The sequence below is a fragment of the Pseudooceanicola marinus genome, from assembly GCF_020177265.1.
In the GTDB taxonomy this organism is placed as follows: Bacteria; Pseudomonadota; Alphaproteobacteria; order Rhodobacterales; family Rhodobacteraceae; genus Pseudooceanicola; species Pseudooceanicola marinus_A.
The window spans coordinates 386,370-404,676 of sequence record NZ_JAIVMC010000003.1 but is presented as its reverse complement, the minus strand read 5'-3'; the positions used below and the strand labels follow the sequence as shown (position 1 = coordinate 404,676).

At 68.4% G+C, this 18,307-nt stretch carries 18 protein-coding genes; 14 read left to right on the top strand and 4 right to left on the bottom strand.

Annotated features, from left to right (window positions below):
• Positions 1-205 precede the first annotated feature (205 nt).
• On the bottom strand, positions 206-805 hold the full coding sequence (locus LC066_RS06500; RefSeq protein WP_224897333.1) for a redoxin domain-containing protein: 600 nt from the start codon (positions 803-805) through the stop codon (positions 206-208).
• 286 nt (positions 806-1,091) lie between these two features.
• Between LC066_RS06500 and alr the strand changes: the two genes are divergently transcribed.
• The 14 genes from alr (at position 1,092) to dgt (ending at position 14,804) form a co-directional block, all read left to right on the top strand.
• Positions 1,092-2,141 carry an alanine racemase gene (gene alr, locus LC066_RS06495; RefSeq protein ID WP_224897331.1) on the top strand — a complete coding sequence of 350 codons (1,050 nt, stop codon included), beginning with the start codon at positions 1,092-1,094 and terminating at the stop codon, positions 2,139-2,141.
• A complete protein-coding gene (locus LC066_RS06490) occupies positions 2,141-2,938 on the top strand; it encodes an ABC transporter permease (RefSeq protein WP_222477058.1) in 798 nt (265 codons plus the stop codon). The genes alr and LC066_RS06490 overlap by 1 nt, the downstream gene beginning before the upstream one ends.
• On the top strand, positions 2,935-3,681 hold the full coding sequence (locus tag LC066_RS06485) for an ABC transporter ATP-binding protein (RefSeq protein WP_224897328.1): 747 nt from the start codon (positions 2,935-2,937) through the stop codon (positions 3,679-3,681). The genes LC066_RS06490 and LC066_RS06485 overlap by 4 nt, the downstream gene beginning before the upstream one ends.
• A 94-nt stretch (positions 3,682-3,775) precedes the next feature.
• Positions 3,776-4,177, top strand: coding sequence for a hypothetical protein (locus LC066_RS06480; protein ID WP_222477050.1), 402 nt, complete (start codon positions 3,776-3,778; stop codon positions 4,175-4,177).
• A gap of 139 nt (positions 4,178-4,316) precedes the next feature.
• Positions 4,317-5,684: a DNA repair protein RadA gene (radA, locus tag LC066_RS06475; RefSeq protein WP_224897326.1), complete on the top strand. Its 1,368-nt coding sequence runs from the start codon at positions 4,317-4,319 to the stop codon at positions 5,682-5,684.
• 71 nt (positions 5,685-5,755) lie between these two features.
• A complete protein-coding gene (locus LC066_RS06470; protein WP_222477045.1) occupies positions 5,756-6,319 on the top strand; it encodes a CvpA family protein in 564 nt (187 codons plus the stop codon).
• 197 nt (positions 6,320-6,516) lie between these two features.
• The gene (gene purF, locus LC066_RS06465; protein ID WP_224897325.1) at positions 6,517-8,022 is read left to right on the top strand and encodes an amidophosphoribosyltransferase; all 1,506 of its coding nucleotides are present in this window, start codon (positions 6,517-6,519) and stop codon (positions 8,020-8,022) included.
• A 543-nt stretch (positions 8,023-8,565) separates the two neighbouring features.
• The gene (locus LC066_RS06460; protein WP_222477043.1) at positions 8,566-9,099 is read left to right on the top strand and encodes a DUF2199 domain-containing protein; all 534 of its coding nucleotides are present in this window, start codon (positions 8,566-8,568) and stop codon (positions 9,097-9,099) included.
• A gap of 153 nt (positions 9,100-9,252) precedes the next feature.
• Positions 9,253-9,507 (top strand): pilus assembly protein PilP, encoded by a 255-nt coding sequence (locus LC066_RS06455; RefSeq protein ID WP_222477040.1) that lies wholly within the window; start codon positions 9,253-9,255, stop codon positions 9,505-9,507.
• Between the two features lie 73 nt (positions 9,508-9,580).
• Entirely contained in the window at positions 9,581-10,237 is a 657-nt protein-coding gene (locus LC066_RS06450; protein WP_224897323.1) for an SDR family NAD(P)-dependent oxidoreductase, read from the top strand.
• A 264-nt stretch (positions 10,238-10,501) separates the two neighbouring features.
• Complete coding sequence (gene surE / locus LC066_RS06445) at positions 10,502-11,284, top strand: 5'/3'-nucleotidase SurE (protein ID WP_224897320.1); 783 nt, start codon at positions 10,502-10,504, stop codon at positions 11,282-11,284.
• A gap of 97 nt (positions 11,285-11,381) precedes the next feature.
• Complete coding sequence (locus LC066_RS06440; protein ID WP_224897318.1) at positions 11,382-12,035, top strand: protein-L-isoaspartate(D-aspartate) O-methyltransferase; 654 nt, start codon at positions 11,382-11,384, stop codon at positions 12,033-12,035.
• 138 nt (positions 12,036-12,173) lie between these two features.
• On the top strand, positions 12,174-13,382 hold the full coding sequence (locus LC066_RS06435) for a M23 family metallopeptidase (RefSeq protein WP_224897316.1): 1,209 nt from the start codon (positions 12,174-12,176) through the stop codon (positions 13,380-13,382).
• 75 nt (positions 13,383-13,457) lie between these two features.
• On the top strand, positions 13,458-14,804 hold the full coding sequence (dgt, locus tag LC066_RS06430; RefSeq protein WP_224897314.1) for a dGTP triphosphohydrolase: 1,347 nt from the start codon (positions 13,458-13,460) through the stop codon (positions 14,802-14,804).
• A 12-nt stretch (positions 14,805-14,816) separates the two neighbouring features.
• Here the strand turns inward: dgt and LC066_RS06425 are convergent, their stop codons facing one another.
• From LC066_RS06425 to tatC, 3 genes are all read right to left on the bottom strand, one after another.
• Positions 14,817-16,439: a caspase family protein gene (locus LC066_RS06425; protein ID WP_224897312.1), complete on the bottom strand. Its 1,623-nt coding sequence runs from the start codon at positions 16,437-16,439 to the stop codon at positions 14,817-14,819.
• 83 nt (positions 16,440-16,522) lie between these two features.
• Positions 16,523-17,362, bottom strand: coding sequence for an ATP-binding protein (locus LC066_RS06420; protein WP_224897310.1), 840 nt, complete (start codon positions 17,360-17,362; stop codon positions 16,523-16,525).
• A 17-nt stretch (positions 17,363-17,379) separates the two neighbouring features.
• Positions 17,380-18,294 carry a twin-arginine translocase subunit TatC gene (gene tatC / locus LC066_RS06415; protein ID WP_224897308.1) on the bottom strand — a complete coding sequence of 305 codons (915 nt, stop codon included), beginning with the start codon at positions 18,292-18,294 and terminating at the stop codon, positions 17,380-17,382.
• Positions 18,295-18,307: the final 13 nt, after the last annotated feature.

Genomic DNA, 18,307 nt, shown 5'->3' with positions numbered 1-18,307 from the left:
ACAGCCCTTGGTCCAACGTTCAAGCTATGCCCTTCGCATCGCCCGTCGAGGGCGCGCGCCCCAGAAAACAGCGACCCCACGGCCTCGTGTCCGTGCGTGAAGGGCGGTATCCCCGGCGTCAGGGACCAGACAACGCAACGGGGCCGAAGGTTTCTCTCCTCCGGCCCCGTCACCCGTGCCCCATGCGGGCAGATCGTGGTGTCGCCTAGTAGCCGCCGATCACGGCGTCCTGCTCCTCGTAGAAGCCCCGCGCGGCGTCCAGCGTGCGCAGCGTCTCTTCCATCGAACGCGAGATATAGAGGGGATATTCGAACAGCATGCTAACCCGCAGGTTGGGGTCGATGATGATCGTCTTGCGGATCGCCGAGGCCTCCGCCTGAAGCGGGTGGATCATGCCGAAGGTGTTGGTCAGGATACCGTCGGTGTCGGCGATGATCGGAATGCTCACCCTGTGGCCGCTGCGCAGGTGAATCTCGTCCCGCCAGCGGTCCAGTTCCTCGACCGGGTTGCGGGCCACGCCGATGAGCCGCACGCCTTCGCGACGCAGGTCATCCTGCACCGGCGCCAGCGCGCAAAGCTCGCGCGTGCAGGTTTCCGAGAAAGCGTCGGCGATGCTGAAGAAGATCGTCCAGCGCCCGCTGACATAGGGGTGGAAGGTGATGCGCCCTTCCGTCGAGATCCCGGAGAAGTTGGGAAAATATTCGCCGATACTGGGGGTCCACTTGGCCGCTGCCGTGTAGTCCTTGGGGACCTCGACCCAGGTGTCGGAGGTGTCCTGCACCGTCGGCTTCTTGGCTTGCGGCACGATCCGCCGCGGGCGGACATCGGTCGCGGGCTTTCTGAAATTCTTTAACATACTGTCTCTATCATTCTGACGACCGGCAGCCGGCCACACACATACAGTCCCTAGACGAAAGTCGTAGAACCTGCCCGGGGCTGAATTTGGGGAAAATTGTGGTGACTTAGCGGCCAAGACAGGTGACCCTGGGGAAACCAAGCCCCCCTGTGCGCCGTCTGCCCAGCCGCGCCATCGACGGGGGACGCGGCTTTTCCCCTTGCCTCTGCCCGGCGGTCGGATCAAGAAAAGGGGCATGACCACCTCTCGTCTCCTCATCGATCTCGACGCGCTCCGGGCCAACTGGCGCGCGCTCGACGCCATGTCCGCGCCGGCTGTCGAAACCGGCGCCGTCGTCAAAGCCAACGGATACGGGCTCGGCGCCGCGCCCGTATCCCGCGCCCTCGCCGAAGCCGGCGCGCGCACCTTCTTCGTCGCCGCCGCCGAAGAGGGCCTGGCCGTGCGCCAGGCGCTCGGCGACGGGCCGGCGATCCATGTCTTTTCGGGCCATATGGATGGCGATACCGCCCTGCTGGCGCAGGCCGGGCTGACGCCGATGCTGAATTCGGTCGAGCAGTTCCGCCGCCACCGCGAGGCCCTGCCCGAGGCGCCCTTCGGCATCCAGCTAGACAGCGGGATGAACCGTCTGGGGCTGGAGCCCGCCGACTGGGCCGCCCTGCGCGATGAGGCGCTGGCGCTGGACCCAGTTCTGGTGATGTCGCACCTGGCCTGCGCGGATGAGCCAGAGCATCCGATGAATCGCCAGCAGCTGAACTGTTTCCGCGAGATGGTCGCGGGCGTCGAGGCGCCCTGCTCGCTGGCCGCCACGGGGGGCATCATCAACGGTCCCGACTATCACTTCCAGGTGACCCGCGCCGGCTGCGGCATGTACGGCGGCCTGCCCTATGCCGACGCCAGGCCGGTGGTGCACCTGGACCTGCCCGTCATCCAGACCCGCCAGATCGAACCGGGCGAGTCGGTGGGCTACGGCAATGCCTGGGTGGCGGACCGCCCGTCGACCATCGCCACCGTCGCCGCGGGCTATGCCGACGGCCTTCACCGGCTGATGGCCCCGGGCACGATGCTTTACGCGGGCGACACCGCCTGCCCCCTGGTGGGTCGCATCTCGATGGACCTGATCACCGTCGACGTGACCGCGCTGACCGAAGTACCCGACTACCTGGCGCTTCTCAACGACGTTCAGGGCGTGGACCGGCTGGCCGCCAACGAAGGCACCATCGGCTACGAGATCCTGACCTCGCTGGGTGGCCGCTACGCGCGCAGCTTCACCGGCGCCGCGGCCTGATGCGCGACGCCCCCTCCCTTCCCGTCCGCGCCCTCGCGGGCCTCGGCGGGGCCGTCCTGGGTCTGCTGGCCATGATCGGCCGGGTGACGCTGTTCGCCTTGTCGTTCTTCCGCCACCTGCTGACCCCGCCCTTCTACGGGCGCGAGTTCGTCGTGGCGCTTGGCAGTATCGGCTGGCTGTCGCTGCCGGTGGTGGGCATGACCGCCTTCTTCACCGGCGGCGCGCTGGCGCTTCAGATCTACGCCGGCGGCTCGCGCTTCGACGCCCAGGCGGTGGTGCCGCAGATCGTGGCGCTTGGCATGGTGCGCGAACTGGGCCCGGTTCTGGTCGGCCTGATGATCGCGGCGCGCGTAACCTCCTCGATCGCGGCCGAGATCGCCACAATGAAGGTCACCGAACAGATCGACGCCCTGGTGACCCTCTCGACCCACCCGATGAAATACCTCACCGTGCCGCGCGTGCTGGCCGGGCTGATCGTGGTCCCTCTCCTGGTGGGGCTGGGCGACGTGATCGGCATCCTTGGCGGCTTCACCGTCGGCGTGAAATCCCTGGGCTTCAACCCGGCGGTCTACATCCGCAACACCTGGGATTTCCTCGAACCGCTCGACGTGATCTCCTCGCTGGTGAAGGGCGTGGCCTTCGGCTTCATCTCCACCCTGATGGGCTGCTACGCGGGCATGCGGTCGGGCCGTGGCGCGCAAGGCGTGGGCGAGGCCACCAAGTCCTCGGTCGAAAGCGCCTCGGTGCTGATCCTGACCGCGAACTTCATCCTGACGGGGGTCTTCTTCTCGGTATGATCCAGCTGGAAAACCTGCAGAAAAGCTTTGGCCCCCACAAGGTGCTGGCCGGCGTCGACCTGACCGTGCCGCAGGGCCGGTCGATGGTCATCATCGGCGGCTCGGGCAGCGGCAAGTCGGTGCTGCTGAAATGTATTCTCGGGCTGGAAACGCCCGACGGCGGGCGCATCCTGGTGGATGGCCAGGACGCGACCAAGGGCGACCGCGATGCCTTTCTGGCCCGCTTCGGCATGCTGTTCCAGGGCGCCGCGCTGTTCGACAGCCTGCCGGTCTGGCAGAACGTCGCCTTCCGCCTGCTGCGCGGCGCGCTGAAACGCCCCAAGGCCGAGGCGCGCGAGATCGCCATAGAAAAGCTGCGCCGCGTCGGCCTGTCGCCGGACGTGGCCGACAAGTTCCCGGCAGAGCTGTCCGGCGGCATGCAGAAACGCGTGGGCCTGGCCCGCGCCATCGCGGCCGAGCCGCAGATCATCTTCTTCGACGAGCCGACCACCGGGCTCGACCCGATCATGGCCGGCGTCATCGACGACCTGATCCGCGAGATCACCGCCGAGATGGGCGCCACCGCCCTGACCATCACGCACGACATGGGATCGGTCCGCGCCATCGCGGACGAGGTGGCCATGCTGCACGGGGGCAAGATCCGCTGGTCCGGCCCGGTGGCCGAGCTGGACGCCTCCGGCGATCCTTACGTCGAACAGTTCATCACCGGCTCTGCCACCGGGCCGATCGCCGCCCTGCGCTGACCTTCGGGCGGGCTGTGCGGCGCTGTCGCCTTTTCCCGGGGCGGTGTTGGCGCTACCAAGGGCGTGACCTGCACGTGACGAAGGGAGTCCCCGGATGCATCTTCCCGGTCTGACCGAAGGCGCCCTGAACGGCTGGGGCTGGGCGGCGGCCCTGCTGATCTGGACCATCCCCATCCTGGCGGCGATCTCCCTGTGGCAGCGGCTGCAGGCGCATGAATCAGGCGACGGCTTCCGCCTGGGGCTGATCGCCGGGGTTCTCTGGGTGCTCTGGGCCGTCAGCTGGACCCTGGGCCTGCGCCCGGCGGCGCTGCAACCGCCGCTCGGCACGCTGATCACCCTGGGTCTGGCGGTCTCGGTTCTGTGGGACTGGGCGCGCAACCTGCCGCATGCCCGCTGGCGGGTGGCCGATGTCATGACGATCGTGCTGCTGGTCGCCCTGATAGGCCTGCTCGGCTGGGCCTGGCTCCTCGGCCCCGTGGGCGGGCCGCGCGGCTGACGGCGGGAGCCCGCCCCCGGGATACCGTCGGCGAGGACAAGCCGGGAGCGGGCGCAAGAAAGCCAGCAAGGCGCGCGGCGATCCCCTTTTGTTCACATCGCCCCTTGCCCGGCCGCCGCCGCTCGGGCAGAACCGGGGCATGGCAAAACCCATCACCACTTTCTCCTGCTCCGAATGCGGCGCCTCCTTCCCCAAGTGGTCGGGCCGCTGCGAGGCCTGCGGCGCCTGGAACTCGATCACCGAGGACGTGCCCCTGTCCACTGGCCCCAAGGGCAAGGGGCTGGGGTCGATGCGCGGCCAGAAGGTCGCGCTGACCGACCTGTCGGCGCGGGAAACTCCGCCGCCGCGCACCTCGTCCGGCCTGGATGAGCTGGACCGCGTTCTGGGCGGCGGCCTGGTTCCGGCCTCTGCCGTTCTGGTGGGCGGGGATCCGGGCATCGGCAAGTCCACCCTGCTGCTTCAGGCCGCATCAGCTTTTGCCAACAAGGGCCTGAAAACCTTCTATATCTCGGGCGAGGAAGCCTCAGCCCAGGTGCGCATGCGCGCGGCCCGGCTGGGCCTGGAAAACGCGCCGGTGAAATTGGGCGCCGACACCGCGCTGCGCGACATCCTGACCACGTTGGACGACGAACGGCCAGATCTGGTCATCATCGATTCGATCCAGACCATGTGGTCCGACACCGTCGACAGCGCCCCCGGCTCGGTCAGCCAGGTGCGCGCCGCCGCGCATGAGCTGACGACCTTCGCGAAGCGACGCGGTGCCGCCGTCATCCTGGTGGGCCACGTCACCAAGGAAGGTCAGATCGCCGGCCCCCGCGTGGTCGAACACATGGTCGATACCGTGCTTTATTTCGAGGGCGAGCGCGGCCACCAGTTCCGCATCCTGCGCGCGGTGAAGAACCGTTTCGGCCCCGCCGACGAGATCGGCGTCTTCGAGATGACCGGCGGCGGCCTCAGCGAGGTGTCCAACCCCTCTGCCCTCTTCATGGGCGAGCGCGGTCAGCCCAGCTCCGGCTCGGTCGTCTTCGCGGGCATCGAGGGCACGCGGCCCGTTCTGGTGGAGATCCAGGCGCTGGTCGCGCCCTCGCCGCACAGCCAGGCGCGGCGGTCGACCGTGGGCTGGGACGGCGGGCGGCTGGCCACCATCCTGGCCGTGCTGGAGGCGCGCTGCGGCATCCCCTTCGCGGGGCTCGATGTCTACCTCAACGTCGCCGGCGGCATGAAGGTCAGCGAACCGGCCGCGGATCTGGCTGTTGCGGCGGCCCTTCTGTCCGCCCGCGAGGACAGCGCCCTGCCCGCCGACTGCGTGGTTTTCGGAGAGATTTCGCTCTCCGGCGCGCTGCGGCCCGTGGGCCAGACCGAAAACAGGTTGAAAGAGGCGGCGAAACTTGGTTTCTCGTCCGCGATCGCCCCTGCCGGGGGAAAGCCCGGCGGCGATCAGGGGCTGCGTCTGATGCAAATGAGCGATCTGACCAGCTTCGTCGGAGAGGTTTTCGGCGCCGGATGAGGCGTTAACACCCTGGGATCGTTCGCCAAAGGCGGTCCCGCTCAGGAATAGCAAGGCGGGGACGCGGGCGTATGGAAGGTTTCACTCTGATCGACGGAATCGTCGCGGCGGTCATCCTGCTGTCGGCCATCCTGGCCTATTCGCGCGGCATGGTCCGCGAAGCCCTGGCCATTCTGGGCTGGATCGTCGCCGCCGTCGTGGCCTTCGTCTTCGCGCCGCAGCTGCAGCCGCTGATGAAGGAAATCCCGGTGATCGGGGAATACCTGGGCGACAGCTGCGAATTGACCATCATCGCGGCCTTCGGCGTGATCTTCGCCCTGGCGCTGGCCGTGGCCTCGCTCTTCACCCCGGCCTTCGCCTCGGTGGTGCAGCGCAGCTTCCTCGGCGGCATCGACCAGGCGGCCGGGTTCCTGTTCGGCGTGGCGCGCGGCGTCCTGCTCGTGGCACTGGCTTTCTTCGTCTACAAGACGATGCTGACCAGCCAGGCGGTGCCGATGGTCGACGACTCGCGCTCGGCCGTGGTCTTCGACAAGCTGACCAACAAGATCGAGAGCGAAGACCCCGAGCGCGCCCTCGGCTGGATCACCACCAAGTACGAAGAGCTGGCCTCCACCTGCACCGCCGTCGAGGGCTGAGGCCCCGAGCGGCCCGGCAAAGGTCACATTCTGCCCCTTGATCCCTGTCGTGATCGTCCCGACATGGACTGACACAAGATTCCATGTGATCCTTTCGTGACACTGCGCGTCACCCGGCGTAAGAGGGGCGCGACGGAATGACCGGATTCGGAGCATCTCCCTTGCAGCCCAAGCCCTCAGCCCAGGACGTCGCACAGATGACCAAGGCCGCCCGTAACGCGCCCCCCGCCTCGCTTGCCGCCCAGAAACGGTTTCACGCCCACCCCTTCGACGACGACAAGCTGAAGGAGGAATGCGGCATCTTCGGCATGACCGGGGTGACCGACGCGGCCAACTTTGTCGCCCTCGGCCTGCACGCGTTGCAGCACCGCGGCCAGGAAGCCGGCGGCATCGTCTGCCACCACCCCGAGTTCGGCTTCAACTCCGCCCGCCGCTTCGGCTACGTGCGCGACAACTTCACCTCCCAGGACGTGATGCAGACGCTGCCGGGGCCGCTGGCCATCGGCCACGTGCGCTACTCCACCGCCGGCAAGAAGGCCGCGGTGATCCGCGACGTGCAGCCCTTCTTCGGCGAGTTTTCCCGCGGCGGCGCAGCGATTGCCCATAACGGTAACATCACCAACGCCGAGGCCCTGCGCCGCGAGCTGATCGAGCGCGGCTCGATCTTCCAGTCCTCCTCGGACAGCGAATGCATCATTCACCTGATGGCCCGCTCGCTGCAGAAGGACATCCCTAGCCGCATGGAAGATGCCCTGCGCCGGGTCGAAGGCGCCTTTTCCGTCATCGCCATGACCCGGACCAAGCTGATCGGCGTGCGCGACCCGCTGGGCGTGCGGCCGCTGGTGCTGGGCCGGGTGGGCGATGCCTACTGCCTCAGCTCGGAAACCTGCGCGCTGGACATCATCGGCGCCGAACTGGTGCGCGAAGTGGCCCCGGGCGAGATGGTCATCATCACCGAGGATGGCCGCGTCGAAAGCCGCATGCCCTTCCGCCCGCAGCCGTCGAAGTTCTGCATCTTCGAGCATGTCTATTTCTCCCGCCCCGATTCGATCATCGGCGGCCGGTCGGTCTATGAAACCCGCCGCCAGATCGGCGTGGAACTGGCCCGCGAGGCCCCGGTCGAGGCCGATCTGGTTTGCCCCGTGCCTGACAGCGGCACTCCGGCCGCCATCGGCTTCAGCCAGGAAAGCGGGATCCCCTATGCCATGGGGATCATCCGCAACCAGTACATGGGCCGGACCTTCATCGAACCGACCGAGCAGATCCGCAACATGGGCGTCCGGCTGAAGCTGAACGTCAACCGTGCGCTGATCAAGGGCAAGCGGGTGATCCTGGTCGACGACTCGGTGGTGCGCGGCACGACCTCGCGCAAGATCAAGGAGATGATCCTGGACGCCGGCGCGGCCGAGGTGCACTTCCGCATCGCCTCTCCGCCGACGGCCTGGCCCTGCTTCTACGGCGTCGACACGCCGGAACGGGAGAAGCTGCTGGCCGCGACCATGTCCGAGGAGGAGATGCGCGACCACCTGCAGGTGGACAGCCTGAAGTTCATCTCGCTGGACGGTCTCTACCGTGCCGCGGGCGAGGCCGCGGGCCGCGACAACAGCTGCCCGCAGTATTGCGACGCCTGTTTCTCCGGCGAATATCCGGTGGCGCCCTCCGACCAGATCGAGAAGGGCTTCCAGCTGAAGGCCGCCGAGTAAGGCGCGTCAGTCAGATCCATCATGAAAGGCAGCCTCCGGGCTGCCTTTTTCTTTGGGCGTCTGACGGGAGGTGTTTGAATAGCCGTCGGCGACCACCAACGAGCCGCGTCTTCTACGCGGAGATTATTGCAAAGCGTCCGGGTGCAACGAGCGCGTTCCGCAGAAGGTCCCGGGCTTTGACGAGCAACCGACATGCCCCGTTCGATGCTCGAAATGTGCGCGCTGCCCCGTTGTGCCTGCCTTGTGGGCTCTCAGTTGCCCATGGCATTCCGGGCAGCGCAGTCTCGGCCTGACATCAAGTTCGAGGACATCGTCAATCGAGCGGCGTTCCCACGTCACGCCCTCTCCCAGGTCAACCTCGGCTTCGCAAAAGTCTCTCACGTCCGTCATGGCATGACGTTAGCCGGGGGTCTCATACCCTGTAAAGCGGTTACGCCCCATGTGTGTCGCCGTCTCCGCGGCCGCAATGGAACAGGCCCCCCGCCGCAACAGTTGATCCTGCCAGCCCCCCTGCTACACAGGCTCAAACGAAAGGACCCGCCCATGTCTCTCCTCGCTCTCGACGCCCGCTGGCGCCGCCTCCAGGACAAGTTCGGCGGCGTCTTCGACATCGGCTTCGACATGCCCGCCGCCTGGCCCCACGCCGAACCCACCGAGGAGGCGCCCGAGGTCGTCGCCGGCCCCGACCGACTGGCGCCGGAACTGTGCCGCCTGGGCGACAGCCGCTTCCTGCACGTCATCCTGCCGCTGCCGATCCGGGGCGCCGATGATACTCTGTTCATCGCGCCCTGGGTCGAGGTCGGCGCGGAAACCTTCTACGGCTACCTCGATCACATCACCGACGGCGCGCCCTTCGTGCCCGGCACCGGGCAGCTGGCCAACGACCTGCCGCTTTTCCCAGGCAGCCTCGGCGCCGAGGTCGAGCTGCAACCCGGCGGAGAGGGCGCGCGGCCGCTGCTGGTGGCGACCGATGGCCCCCTGGCCGAGGCGCAGGACGAGGGCATTTCCTTCGATCAGCTCCTCGACCTCTACGCTGCGACGGATCACGACATCCGCGCGCAGCTCTCCGCCGACTGAGCGCTGGACCCGCGCCCGGCAGGCAAGCTGCCGCCTGTAAAACAAGGCCTCCGGGCGTCCCGCCGCCGATGCCCCGGCGGGGGGACGCGGGACCTCTTTGCATCGCCCGTGCCCCGTGTCAGGACCTCCTCTCGCAAGTACTGGAGAGCCTGAATGACCGACGCCCCCCGGGATCCGGCGGCCACCGCCACCCAACCCGACAGCCTGCCGATGCGCGAACTGTCCCTCATCGGCACCCTGACCGGCAAACCCGTCCCCGAAGCCCTGCTGCGCCTGCCCGGCGGCGAGATCGCCCGCGCCCGCCCGGGCGACGAGGTGGCCGGGCTGCAGGTCGCCGCCATCGCGCCCGGCGTGGTGCACGTCCTGCAACGCGGCAAGACCTACCGCCTGCTCGTCCCCGGCGGCTGAGGCGCAATCCGCCGCAGGCCCCGACCCGCGCGCCCTCTTGACCGACGCCCGCAAAAGCCGCACACCCCGGCGCATGGAACAGACCGAAAAGACCTCCGTCGCGCTGGTGACCGGCGCCTCCCGTGGCCTCGGCGCGGCGCTCGCGCTGGAACTGGCGCGCGATCACCATGTCGTCGCCGTGGCGCGCACCGTCGGCGGGCTGGAAGAGCTCGACGACCGGATCAAGGGCATCGGCGGCTCGGCCACCCTGGCGCCGATGGACATCTGCCTGCCCGAGGCCATGGCCCAGCTCTGCCGGTCGATCTACGACCGCTGGGGCACGCTCTCGATCTGGGCCCATACGGCGATCCACGCGGCGCCGCTGACGCCCGCCTCGCATGTGGATTCAAAGGACTGGTCGAAGTCGGTGGCCACCAACGTCAGCGCCATGGGACACTTGGTGCCCTATATCGCGCCCCTGCTCGGGCGCGACGGCCAGGCGCTGTTCTTCGACGACCCGGGGGCGCCGGCGGCGAAATTCTTCGCCTCTTATGGCGCCACCAAGGCCGCGCAGATCGCCATGGCCCGTTCCTGGGCGGCGGAGACTGTGAACACTGGTCCTCGCGTCCATGTCATGACCCCGAACCCCATGCCCACGGCCACCCGCGCCCGTTTCTTCCCCGGCGAAGACCGCGCGCCCCTGGCCGATCCCGGCGCCGAGGCACGTCGCCTGCTGGCCGAGATCGCCTGACGTCCCTCCGGCCACTGGGCACCTCACGACCCTGACGCGCCCCGCCCCTGTCTATTTGATGGCTCAAAATATCCCCAGGGGGGGGAATTGAGCCCGCCCGGGCCCAAGGGGGCAGAGCCCCCGCCCTCGCCAGGGCCACGCCCGCCCCGGCCTGTCGCGCCCGGGCCACGGGCCCGCCAGCGCCGCCGCCACGACCGCTTGCCCCTCTGCCCCCCCTCCCCTATGCAGGGCGCGAACCAGGCGGACAGGGGCAGGAGCACAGGCATGCGCATTCTCATCACCAACGACGACGGTATCAACGCGCCGGGGCTGAAGGTGCTGGAAGGCATCGCGGCGGAGCTCGCCGGCCCCGAGGGCGAGGTCTGGGTCGTCGCGCCTGCCTTCGAACAGTCGGGCGTCGCCCACTGCATCTCCTACGCCCATCCCACGATGATCTCGGAAATGGGCCCGCGCCGCTTCGCCGCCGAAGGCTCGCCCGCCGACTGCGTGCTGGCCGGCGTCCATGACGTGCTGGCCGGTCAGACCATCGACTTGGTGCTGTCGGGCGTGAACCGGGGCAACAACTCGGGCGAGAACGCGGTCTATTCCGGCACCCTGGGCGGCGCCATGGAAGGCGCGCTGCAGGGGCTGACAGCCATGGCCCTGTCGCAGTACTACGGCCCCGCCAACTACCAGCTCGACGACCCCTTCGAGGCCGCAGCCCAGCACGGCGCCGAGGTGGTGCGCAAGGTTCTGGCGCAGCACGACCCCGTCTCGGGCAGCTACAACACCTTCTACAACATCAACTTCCCCGCCCAGCCCGCCGCCGGCGTGAAGGGCGTGCGGGTCGTGCCCCAGGGCTACCGCCCCGAAACGCGGTTTTCCGTCATCCCCGACACCTCGCCTTCGGGCCGTCGCTTCCTCTGGGCCAAGGGTGGCGACCAGCACAGCCCGGCCACCCCGGGCGGCGACGTGGATGCCAACATGGCCGGCTACATCTCGGTGACGCCGATGCGGGCGGATCTGACTGCCCACGACCTGCTGGAGGGTCTTCGCGCCATCGAATAGGCCAGCCCCCCTTTTCCTGCGGCCCGGTTTGGGCGATCCTCTGCCGACCGTGCCCCACGCCGACAAGAGGAGAGCGCCGCACCGCCGGCCCACCCGCATGAGCGACAACGACATTTCCACCGCGGAAAGAAAGATGCAGTTCCTCTTCGCGCTCCGTTCCCGCGGGGTCACCGACAAACGCGTGCTGGAGGCCATGGAGAAGGTCGACCGCGGCGCCTTCATCCGCGGCCTCTTCGCCGATCGCGCCTATGAAGACATGCCGCTGCCGATTGCCTGCGGCCAGACCATCTCGCAGCCCTCCGTCGTCGCCTTGATGACCCAGGCCCTGGACGTGCAGCCGCGCGACAAGGTGCTGGAGGTGGGCACCGGATCCGGCTACCAGGCGGCCGTGCTGTCGCACCTGGCGCGCCGCGTCTACACCGTCGACCGCCACCCGCGCCTGGTGCGCGAGGCGAAGAAGGTGATCGACGCCCTCGGGCTGGTCAACGTCACCACCTTCGCCGCCGATGGCTCCTTCGGGCTGCCGGACCACGCGCCCTTTGATCGCATTCTCGTGACCGCCGCCGCCGAAGACCCGCCGGGGCCGCTCTTGGCTCAGCTGAAGCCCGGCGGTATCATGGTCCTGCCCGTGGGCCAGTCGGACCACGTGCAAAGCCTGATCCGCGTGCGCAAGACGGAGACGGGCCTCGACTACGACGAATTGCGCCCCGTCCGTTTCGTGCCGCTGGTCGAGGGGATGGGCAAGGACTGAACAACCGGGGTTCCGCAGACGGGCCCCGACACCGCCGCCGGAGCCAGCCGGCGCCATGGGCCCAAAGGCCCGCGATACTCCGGCCGCAGACCGGAGGGGACAGGCCCCGCCAGGGGCGCACGGATGAGGATCGAACAGATGACCGGACAGAAACGCAGCCCGGCCCGCCTTCTCGCGGCCACCTGCCTGCTGGCCGTTGCGGCCGGATGCACCTTCGACAGCGACCTGCGCAGCGGGTTCGACACCTTCTCGACGCGGGACGCCGCGCTGAATGCAGCCGCCCCCCGGCCCAGCCCCGACAACCGCGGCATCATTTCCTACCCGAACTACCAGGTCGTCGTGGCCCGGCGCGATGATCGCGTGGGCGACGTGGCCCTGCGCATCGGGACCGACCCGGCGGAACTGGCCCGCTACAACGGGCTGGAGGTCGACAGCCGCCTGCGCGATGGCGAGATCCTGGCCCTGCCGACGCGCGTGGCCGAACCCTCGCCCGCCACCGGCGCCTCCGGCACCGGCCCGATCATGAACCCCGGCGCGGTCGACATCTCGGCCATGGCCGGCTCCGCCATCGACCGCGCGTCGGGCAACGAGGTCTCGGTGGCCACCCTGCCCCCCGCCACCCCGGGCGAGCCCGCCCGCCAGGTCGGCAACGAACCCATCCGTCACCGCGTCCAGCGGGGCGAGACGGCCTATACCATCGCCCGCCTCTACGGCGTGTCGGTGCGGGCCCTGTCGGACTGGAACGGGCTGGACAGCCAGTTCACCATCCGCGAAGGCCAGTACCTGCTGATCCCGCTGGTGGCCGAAGACGGCAGCCCTGCCAACCGCGCCCCTGCGGTCGAGGAACCGGGCACCGGATCGGCGACCCCCGTGCCGCCCTCCGCCTCGCAGCCCCTGCCGGAAGAGACCCCGCCGTCGCAGCAGCAGGCGCAGCAACAGGCAGCCGAGGCGCGCGAGGATCTGGCCCCCGACCTGTCGTCGGAACAGGCCCCGGCAACGACCACCTTCGACTACCCGCTGCGCGGGCGCATCATCCGCGACTACGAGAAGGGCCGCAGCGACGGCATCGACCTGGCCGCCGACCCCGGCACGCCGGTGAAAGCCGCCGGCAACGGCTCGGTCGCGGCGATCATCGAGGACACCGACCAGCGTTCGGTCATCGTGGTCAAACACGACGACAACCTGCTCAGCCTCTATTCCAACATCGCCGGCATCTCCGTCGCCAAGGGCGACAGCGTCAGCCGCGGCCAGCAGATCGCCACGCTGCCCTCCGGCTCCGACGCCTACCTGCACTTCGAGGTGCGGCGCGGCCTGGAGACCGTGGATCCCAAGGACTACCTGCCCTGACCGGCGGGCACGGTCGCCTGACGGCGGCCATGCCCTTCGGCGAACTGGACGCAGCAAGAAGCAAAGGCGCGGGCAATGGATTGGGAACGGCTTCTGTCGGCACAACGGCTGGGCGACGACGGCTACCGGGGCACGCCGGGACGATCCGTCTTCGTGCAGGACTACGACCGGATCGTCTTTTCCGAGCCCTTCCGCCGGCTGGCGAACAAGACCCAGGTCCACCCGCTTTACCAGCATGATCATATCCACCACCGGCTGATCCACTCGATCGAGGTGGCCAGCGTTGGCCGGTCGCTGTCGATGCGCATCGGCGAACGCCTGGTCGAACGAGGCGCGCTGGCGTCGGGCGAGGAATACACCCTGGCCAACGTGGTGCAGGCGGCCTGCGCGGCCCATGACATCGGCAACCCGCCCTTCGGCCACTCCGGCGAGGAAAGCATCGGCGACTGGTTCGCCGAACGGTTCGACACGGGCACGGGCCTCTGCGGTGATCTGGACGCCGGTCTGCGGGACGAGTTCACGGCGTTCGAGGGCAACGCCCAGGGCTTCCGCATCCTGACCCGGCTGGAAATGTACCGCGGTCGCGGCGGCATGCGCCTGTCGAAGGCCGTGCTGGGCGCCTTCACCAAGTATCCGCTGACCGCCGCCACCCGCGCCGCCCTGCCCGAGGGCACGCGCGGCAGCTATGACGGGCTGAAGAAATTCGGCGTCTTCTCCACCGAGGCGGCCTATTTCGCCGATGTGGCCGAAACCCTCGGCCTGCCGCGCGAGGGGTTGCCACAGGCGCCCTGGTGGCGGCGTCACCCGCTGGTTCTGGTGGTCGAGGCGGCCGATGACATCTGCTACAACATCGTCGACCTGGAAGACGGGTTCACCACCCGCGACCTGCGCTATGATGAGGTCCGCGCGCCGCTGGAGGCGCTGATCGGCGGCACGCCCAAGAACCGCCGCCCGGACCAGAGCGAGGCCGACCACGTCGCCACACTGCGCGCCGTGGCCATCGGTGCCGCCGTCACCGCCTGTGTCGAGGCCTTCGACCGGCACTACGACGCCATCATGGCCGGGCAGTTCCCGAAGGCGCTGATCGACGCCTCGGACCGCGCGGCGGAGTTTGCCGCGATCAAGCGCCTGGCGCGCAACCGTCTCTTCACCTCGCCGCGCAAGACGGAGCTGGAGGTTTCGGGCCGCCGCATCGTGCAGAACGTGCTGACCGGCGTGCTGCCGGTCTACGAGGAGCTGGCGGCGAAGGACTGGCAGGCCGACCGGCTCTCCGGTCCGATGGAACAGCTGCGCCGGGCACTGTCGCTGGACCTGTCGGAGGTCGACAGCCCGGAAACCGCATTGCACGGGCTGGCCGATTTCACCTCCGGCATGACCGATCGCTACGCGCTGCGCATCGCGCAGATGCTGTCGGGCAACTAGACGCCCCCGGCCCTAGCAGCGGATCCAGCGCGCCACCTTCCAGCTGACCCAGCCGGTGCCATAGGCCGTGCGCACCTGGTGCCAGTCCCCCTGCACCGGGCCCAGCATTTCCATCGCCGTGCCGGAGGGCATGTTCGCAATCGTCTGCCCCCGGGTCGGCGCGGTGCGCAGGGACAACCAGGCATCGGGCGGACGCACGTCGTCCACGTAGCAGACCCGAAAGCGCGGGGTCAGCGCCTCGATCCGATCCCGGGCGGCGGCACGGAAACTGCCCTCCGGGAACGCCGCCAGATACTCACGGTAGGCCTCCACCGTGCCGATACGCTGCGCCGCATCCCAGGCACCGGCGTCGGCGACCCGTGCCATTTCCGCCTCGCGCAGCGTGATGAACTGCTCGGCCAGGCGCGCCTGGGCCGTGTCGGGATAGCGGCTGATGAAATGCCGATAGCCTTCCGGCTCATCCATCTGCTGTGCCGCCTGCCAATCGCGCAGCATGTCCGCATTGGCCGCCTCGGCCTCCAGCAGGGAAATCAGCTGCCGCGCCTCTGCGGCATGGGGGCCCTCGGGATAGCTTTGCAGGTACTGGCGATAGTGGAAGGCCGTGTGCCGGGCGCGCATCTCGGCCCAGAAGGCCGCCTCGACATCGGGCATGGCCGCCGGGGCCGTGACCTGGGCCGTCGGCTGCGCCTCCGGCCCGGTACAGACCGCCTCGCCGCCGCGCAGGACGGAGGCCAGGCAGAACTCACGACGGGGGGCGCGGGAATAGTCCAGCTCCTGCTCCATCGACGGGTCCTGGCTGCGGCTGCCGTTGGTGCCTTCGCGCGCCAGGGCGGCCACGCGACCGTTCAGAACGGGATGCAGGTCGCGCAGTCGGATGGCGGGATTGGCCGACAGCTCGCTGACCAGCACGCGGGTGTAGAGCGACAGGTTCACCTCATCCCCGTCACCGGCCAGCTTCGCGATGCTTTCCTGCCCGCGCTTGGCGGAATAGAAGATCGCCGTGCCGTCGACCCGGGCCGGCACGAAACTGTCGCCGCCGCCGACGCTCTTGCGGGCATTGGGATCGACGGCAAAGGGTGCATTGCGGCAGGCGTCGTAGAAGACCACGATCCCCGCCGGGTCCACCGATTTCAGAATGTCCAGAACCGCGCTTTCCAGCGGCAGCGCGCGGCGCTTGAATATCTGCTGGCGCAGGGCGACGGCGGTGGTGCCGACGTTCGGATCCATGTCCACCGGCACCAGGTAGTTCTGCGGATCCCCCTCGAAGGTCAGCCCGTGGCCCGAGTAGTAGACCACCACCGTCGCATCGGGACGCAGGCGGCCTGCGAACAGAAGCACCTCCTCCTCCAGCCGGTCGCGGTCGAGGTTTTCCAGCAGCGCCACGTTGCCCGCCGGATAGCCCATGCCCAGGAACAGCTTTTCCATGGCGCGGGCATCATTGGCGGTGACCGCCAGGTCGCTGATCGCCTCGTCGTGATAGGCGGAATTGGCGATGATCAGGGCGTAGGAATTGGCGCTGGCCTCGGGCGCCACCTCGCCGCGCACGGCCACTTCGGCGAAGTTCTTCATCAGGGGCTGCGCCAGCGCGGGCACGGCCAGAGCCATCAACAGAAAGACAAAGAACAGGCGCAGCATGGGATCCCCCGGGTCCGGCCCCATACGGGGCAGTCGGGGGAAGGGTGCCGCGCGCCCTGCCCTGCGTCAACTGTCCAGGGGTCTCAGCGCACCGCGACGCCGTGCCGCCCCGCCAGGTCGAGGAAGAACTGCCAGGCCACCCGGCCCGAGCGCCCGCCGCGCGTCGCCTGCCATTCGATTGCCTCGGCGCGCAGCCTGTCCGGGTCGACGGTCAGCCCGTGGGCCGCGCAATAGCCGTCGATCATCGCCAGGTATTCGTCCTGGTCGCAGGGATGGAAGCCCAGCCAGAGGCCGAACCGGTCCGACAGCGAGACCTTTTCCTCGACCGCCTCGCCCGGGTTGATGGCCGAGCTGCGTTCATTCTCGATCATGTCGCGGGGCATCAGGTGGCGGCGGTTGGAGGTGGCGTAGAACAGCACGTTCTCGGGGCGCCCGGCGATGCCGCCATCCAGCACGGCCTTCAGCGACTTGTAATGCTGGTCGTCATGGGAAAACGACAGGTCGTCGCAGAACAGCAGGAAACGATGATCGCTGCCCGCCAGAAGCGACAGCAGGCGACTGACCGAGGGCAGATCCTCGCGTTGCAGCTCGATGATCTTCAGGTCCAGGCCCTGGCGCAGCACCTCGGCATGGACCGCCTTCACCAGCGACGATTTTCCCATCCCGCGCGCGCCCCAGAGAAGCGCGTTGTTGGCGCCATAACCACGGGCGAATTGCAGGGTGTTGGCCAGCAGGGTGTCACGCGACCGGTTGATGCCCAAAAGCAGCGACAGGTCCACGCGGGACACTTGCGCAATGGGTTCCAACCGTTCCGGCGCGGTGTGCCAGACGAAGGCATCGGCACTGTCGAGATCGGGGGCCTCCAACGGCGCGGGCGCCATGCGTTCCAGCGCCGCGGCAATGCGCGTCAGATCCTCGCTCATGCGTCCCCCTCGACCGTTTACTTGGTCTCTTCGACCTCGTCGTCGTCATCCGCGCCCTTGCCGTGGATGTCCTCATCCCACAGCCCCTCGGCCTTCAGATAGGCCTCGCGCTTCTTCTCGACCCGCTGGACCAGCCAGATGGAGATCTCGTAGAGGCCATAGACCACGACGAAGAGGACGACCTGCGTCACCACATCGGGGGGCGTCACCAGGGCGGCGAGCACCAGGATGCCGACGATGGCGTATTTGCGCACGTCCTTCAGGCCCTCGGCGCTGACCAGGCCGGCCTTGCCCATCAGGGTCAGCAGCACGGGCAGCTGGAAGCAGAGCCCGAAGGCCACGATCATCTTCAGCGTGATGTCGAGGCTTTCGTTGACCTTGCCGTTGAACACGATGTCGATGCCGGTGCTTTCCACCGCCTCGCCCAGGTCCCCCGCCCCGGAGGCCAGCGCAGCGACCAGCGACGGCACGTCGGCGAAGCCCAGGAAGAAGGCCATCGCCATCGGCACCACGACATACTGCGCGAAGGCCGCGCCCATCAGGAACAGCACCGGCGAGGCGATGAGGAAGGGCAGGAAAGCCGATTTCTCGTTCTTGTAGAGACCGGGCGCCACGAAGCGCCACATCTGGTGACCGATGATCGGGAAGGCCAGCACGAGGCCACCCACCATCGAGATCCGCACCAGGGTGAAGAAGTATTCCTGCGGCGCGGTGTACTGCATCACCGGGTTCGGGTTGCCGAGCGCGCGCATCGTCTTCTCGATCGGCACCAGCAGGAAATCCAGAAGCTGCCCCCCGATGGAGAAGCACAGCACCATGGCCACGACAAAGGCCAGCACGCAGCGGATCAGCCGCGTGCGCAGCTCCGCCAGGTGTTCGATCAGCGGCGCGGAGCTGTCTTCAAGCTCGTCCTGCTCGATCTGGTCAGCCATGGATGGGGTTCCT

Coding starts and splice junctions, on each gene's coding strand:
- alr (WP_224897331.1), top strand. CDS start 1,092: ATGACCACCTCTCGTCTCCTCATCGATCTCGACGCGCTCCGGGCCAAC.
- LC066_RS06490 (WP_222477058.1), top strand. CDS start 2,141: ATGCGCGACGCCCCCTCCCTTCCCGTCCGCGCCCTCGCGGGCCTCGGC.
- LC066_RS06485 (WP_224897328.1), top strand. CDS start 2,935: ATGATCCAGCTGGAAAACCTGCAGAAAAGCTTTGGCCCCCACAAGGTG.
- LC066_RS06480 (WP_222477050.1), top strand. CDS start 3,776: ATGCATCTTCCCGGTCTGACCGAAGGCGCCCTGAACGGCTGGGGCTGG.
- radA (WP_224897326.1), top strand. CDS start 4,317: ATGGCAAAACCCATCACCACTTTCTCCTGCTCCGAATGCGGCGCCTCC.
- LC066_RS06470 (WP_222477045.1), top strand. CDS start 5,756: ATGGAAGGTTTCACTCTGATCGACGGAATCGTCGCGGCGGTCATCCTG.
- purF (WP_224897325.1), top strand. CDS start 6,517: ATGACCAAGGCCGCCCGTAACGCGCCCCCCGCCTCGCTTGCCGCCCAG.
- LC066_RS06460 (WP_222477043.1), top strand. CDS start 8,566: ATGTCTCTCCTCGCTCTCGACGCCCGCTGGCGCCGCCTCCAGGACAAG.
- LC066_RS06455 (WP_222477040.1), top strand. CDS start 9,253: ATGACCGACGCCCCCCGGGATCCGGCGGCCACCGCCACCCAACCCGAC.
- LC066_RS06450 (WP_224897323.1), top strand. CDS start 9,581: ATGGAACAGACCGAAAAGACCTCCGTCGCGCTGGTGACCGGCGCCTCC.
- surE (WP_224897320.1), top strand. CDS start 10,502: ATGCGCATTCTCATCACCAACGACGACGGTATCAACGCGCCGGGGCTG.
- LC066_RS06440 (WP_224897318.1), top strand. CDS start 11,382: ATGAGCGACAACGACATTTCCACCGCGGAAAGAAAGATGCAGTTCCTC.
- LC066_RS06435 (WP_224897316.1), top strand. CDS start 12,174: ATGACCGGACAGAAACGCAGCCCGGCCCGCCTTCTCGCGGCCACCTGC.
- dgt (WP_224897314.1), top strand. CDS start 13,458: ATGGATTGGGAACGGCTTCTGTCGGCACAACGGCTGGGCGACGACGGC.
- LC066_RS06425 (WP_224897312.1), bottom strand. CDS start 16,439: ATGCTGCGCCTGTTCTTTGTCTTTCTGTTGATGGCTCTGGCCGTGCCC.
- LC066_RS06420 (WP_224897310.1), bottom strand. CDS start 17,362: ATGAGCGAGGATCTGACGCGCATTGCCGCGGCGCTGGAACGCATGGCG.
- tatC (WP_224897308.1), bottom strand. CDS start 18,294: ATGGCTGACCAGATCGAGCAGGACGAGCTTGAAGACAGCTCCGCGCCG.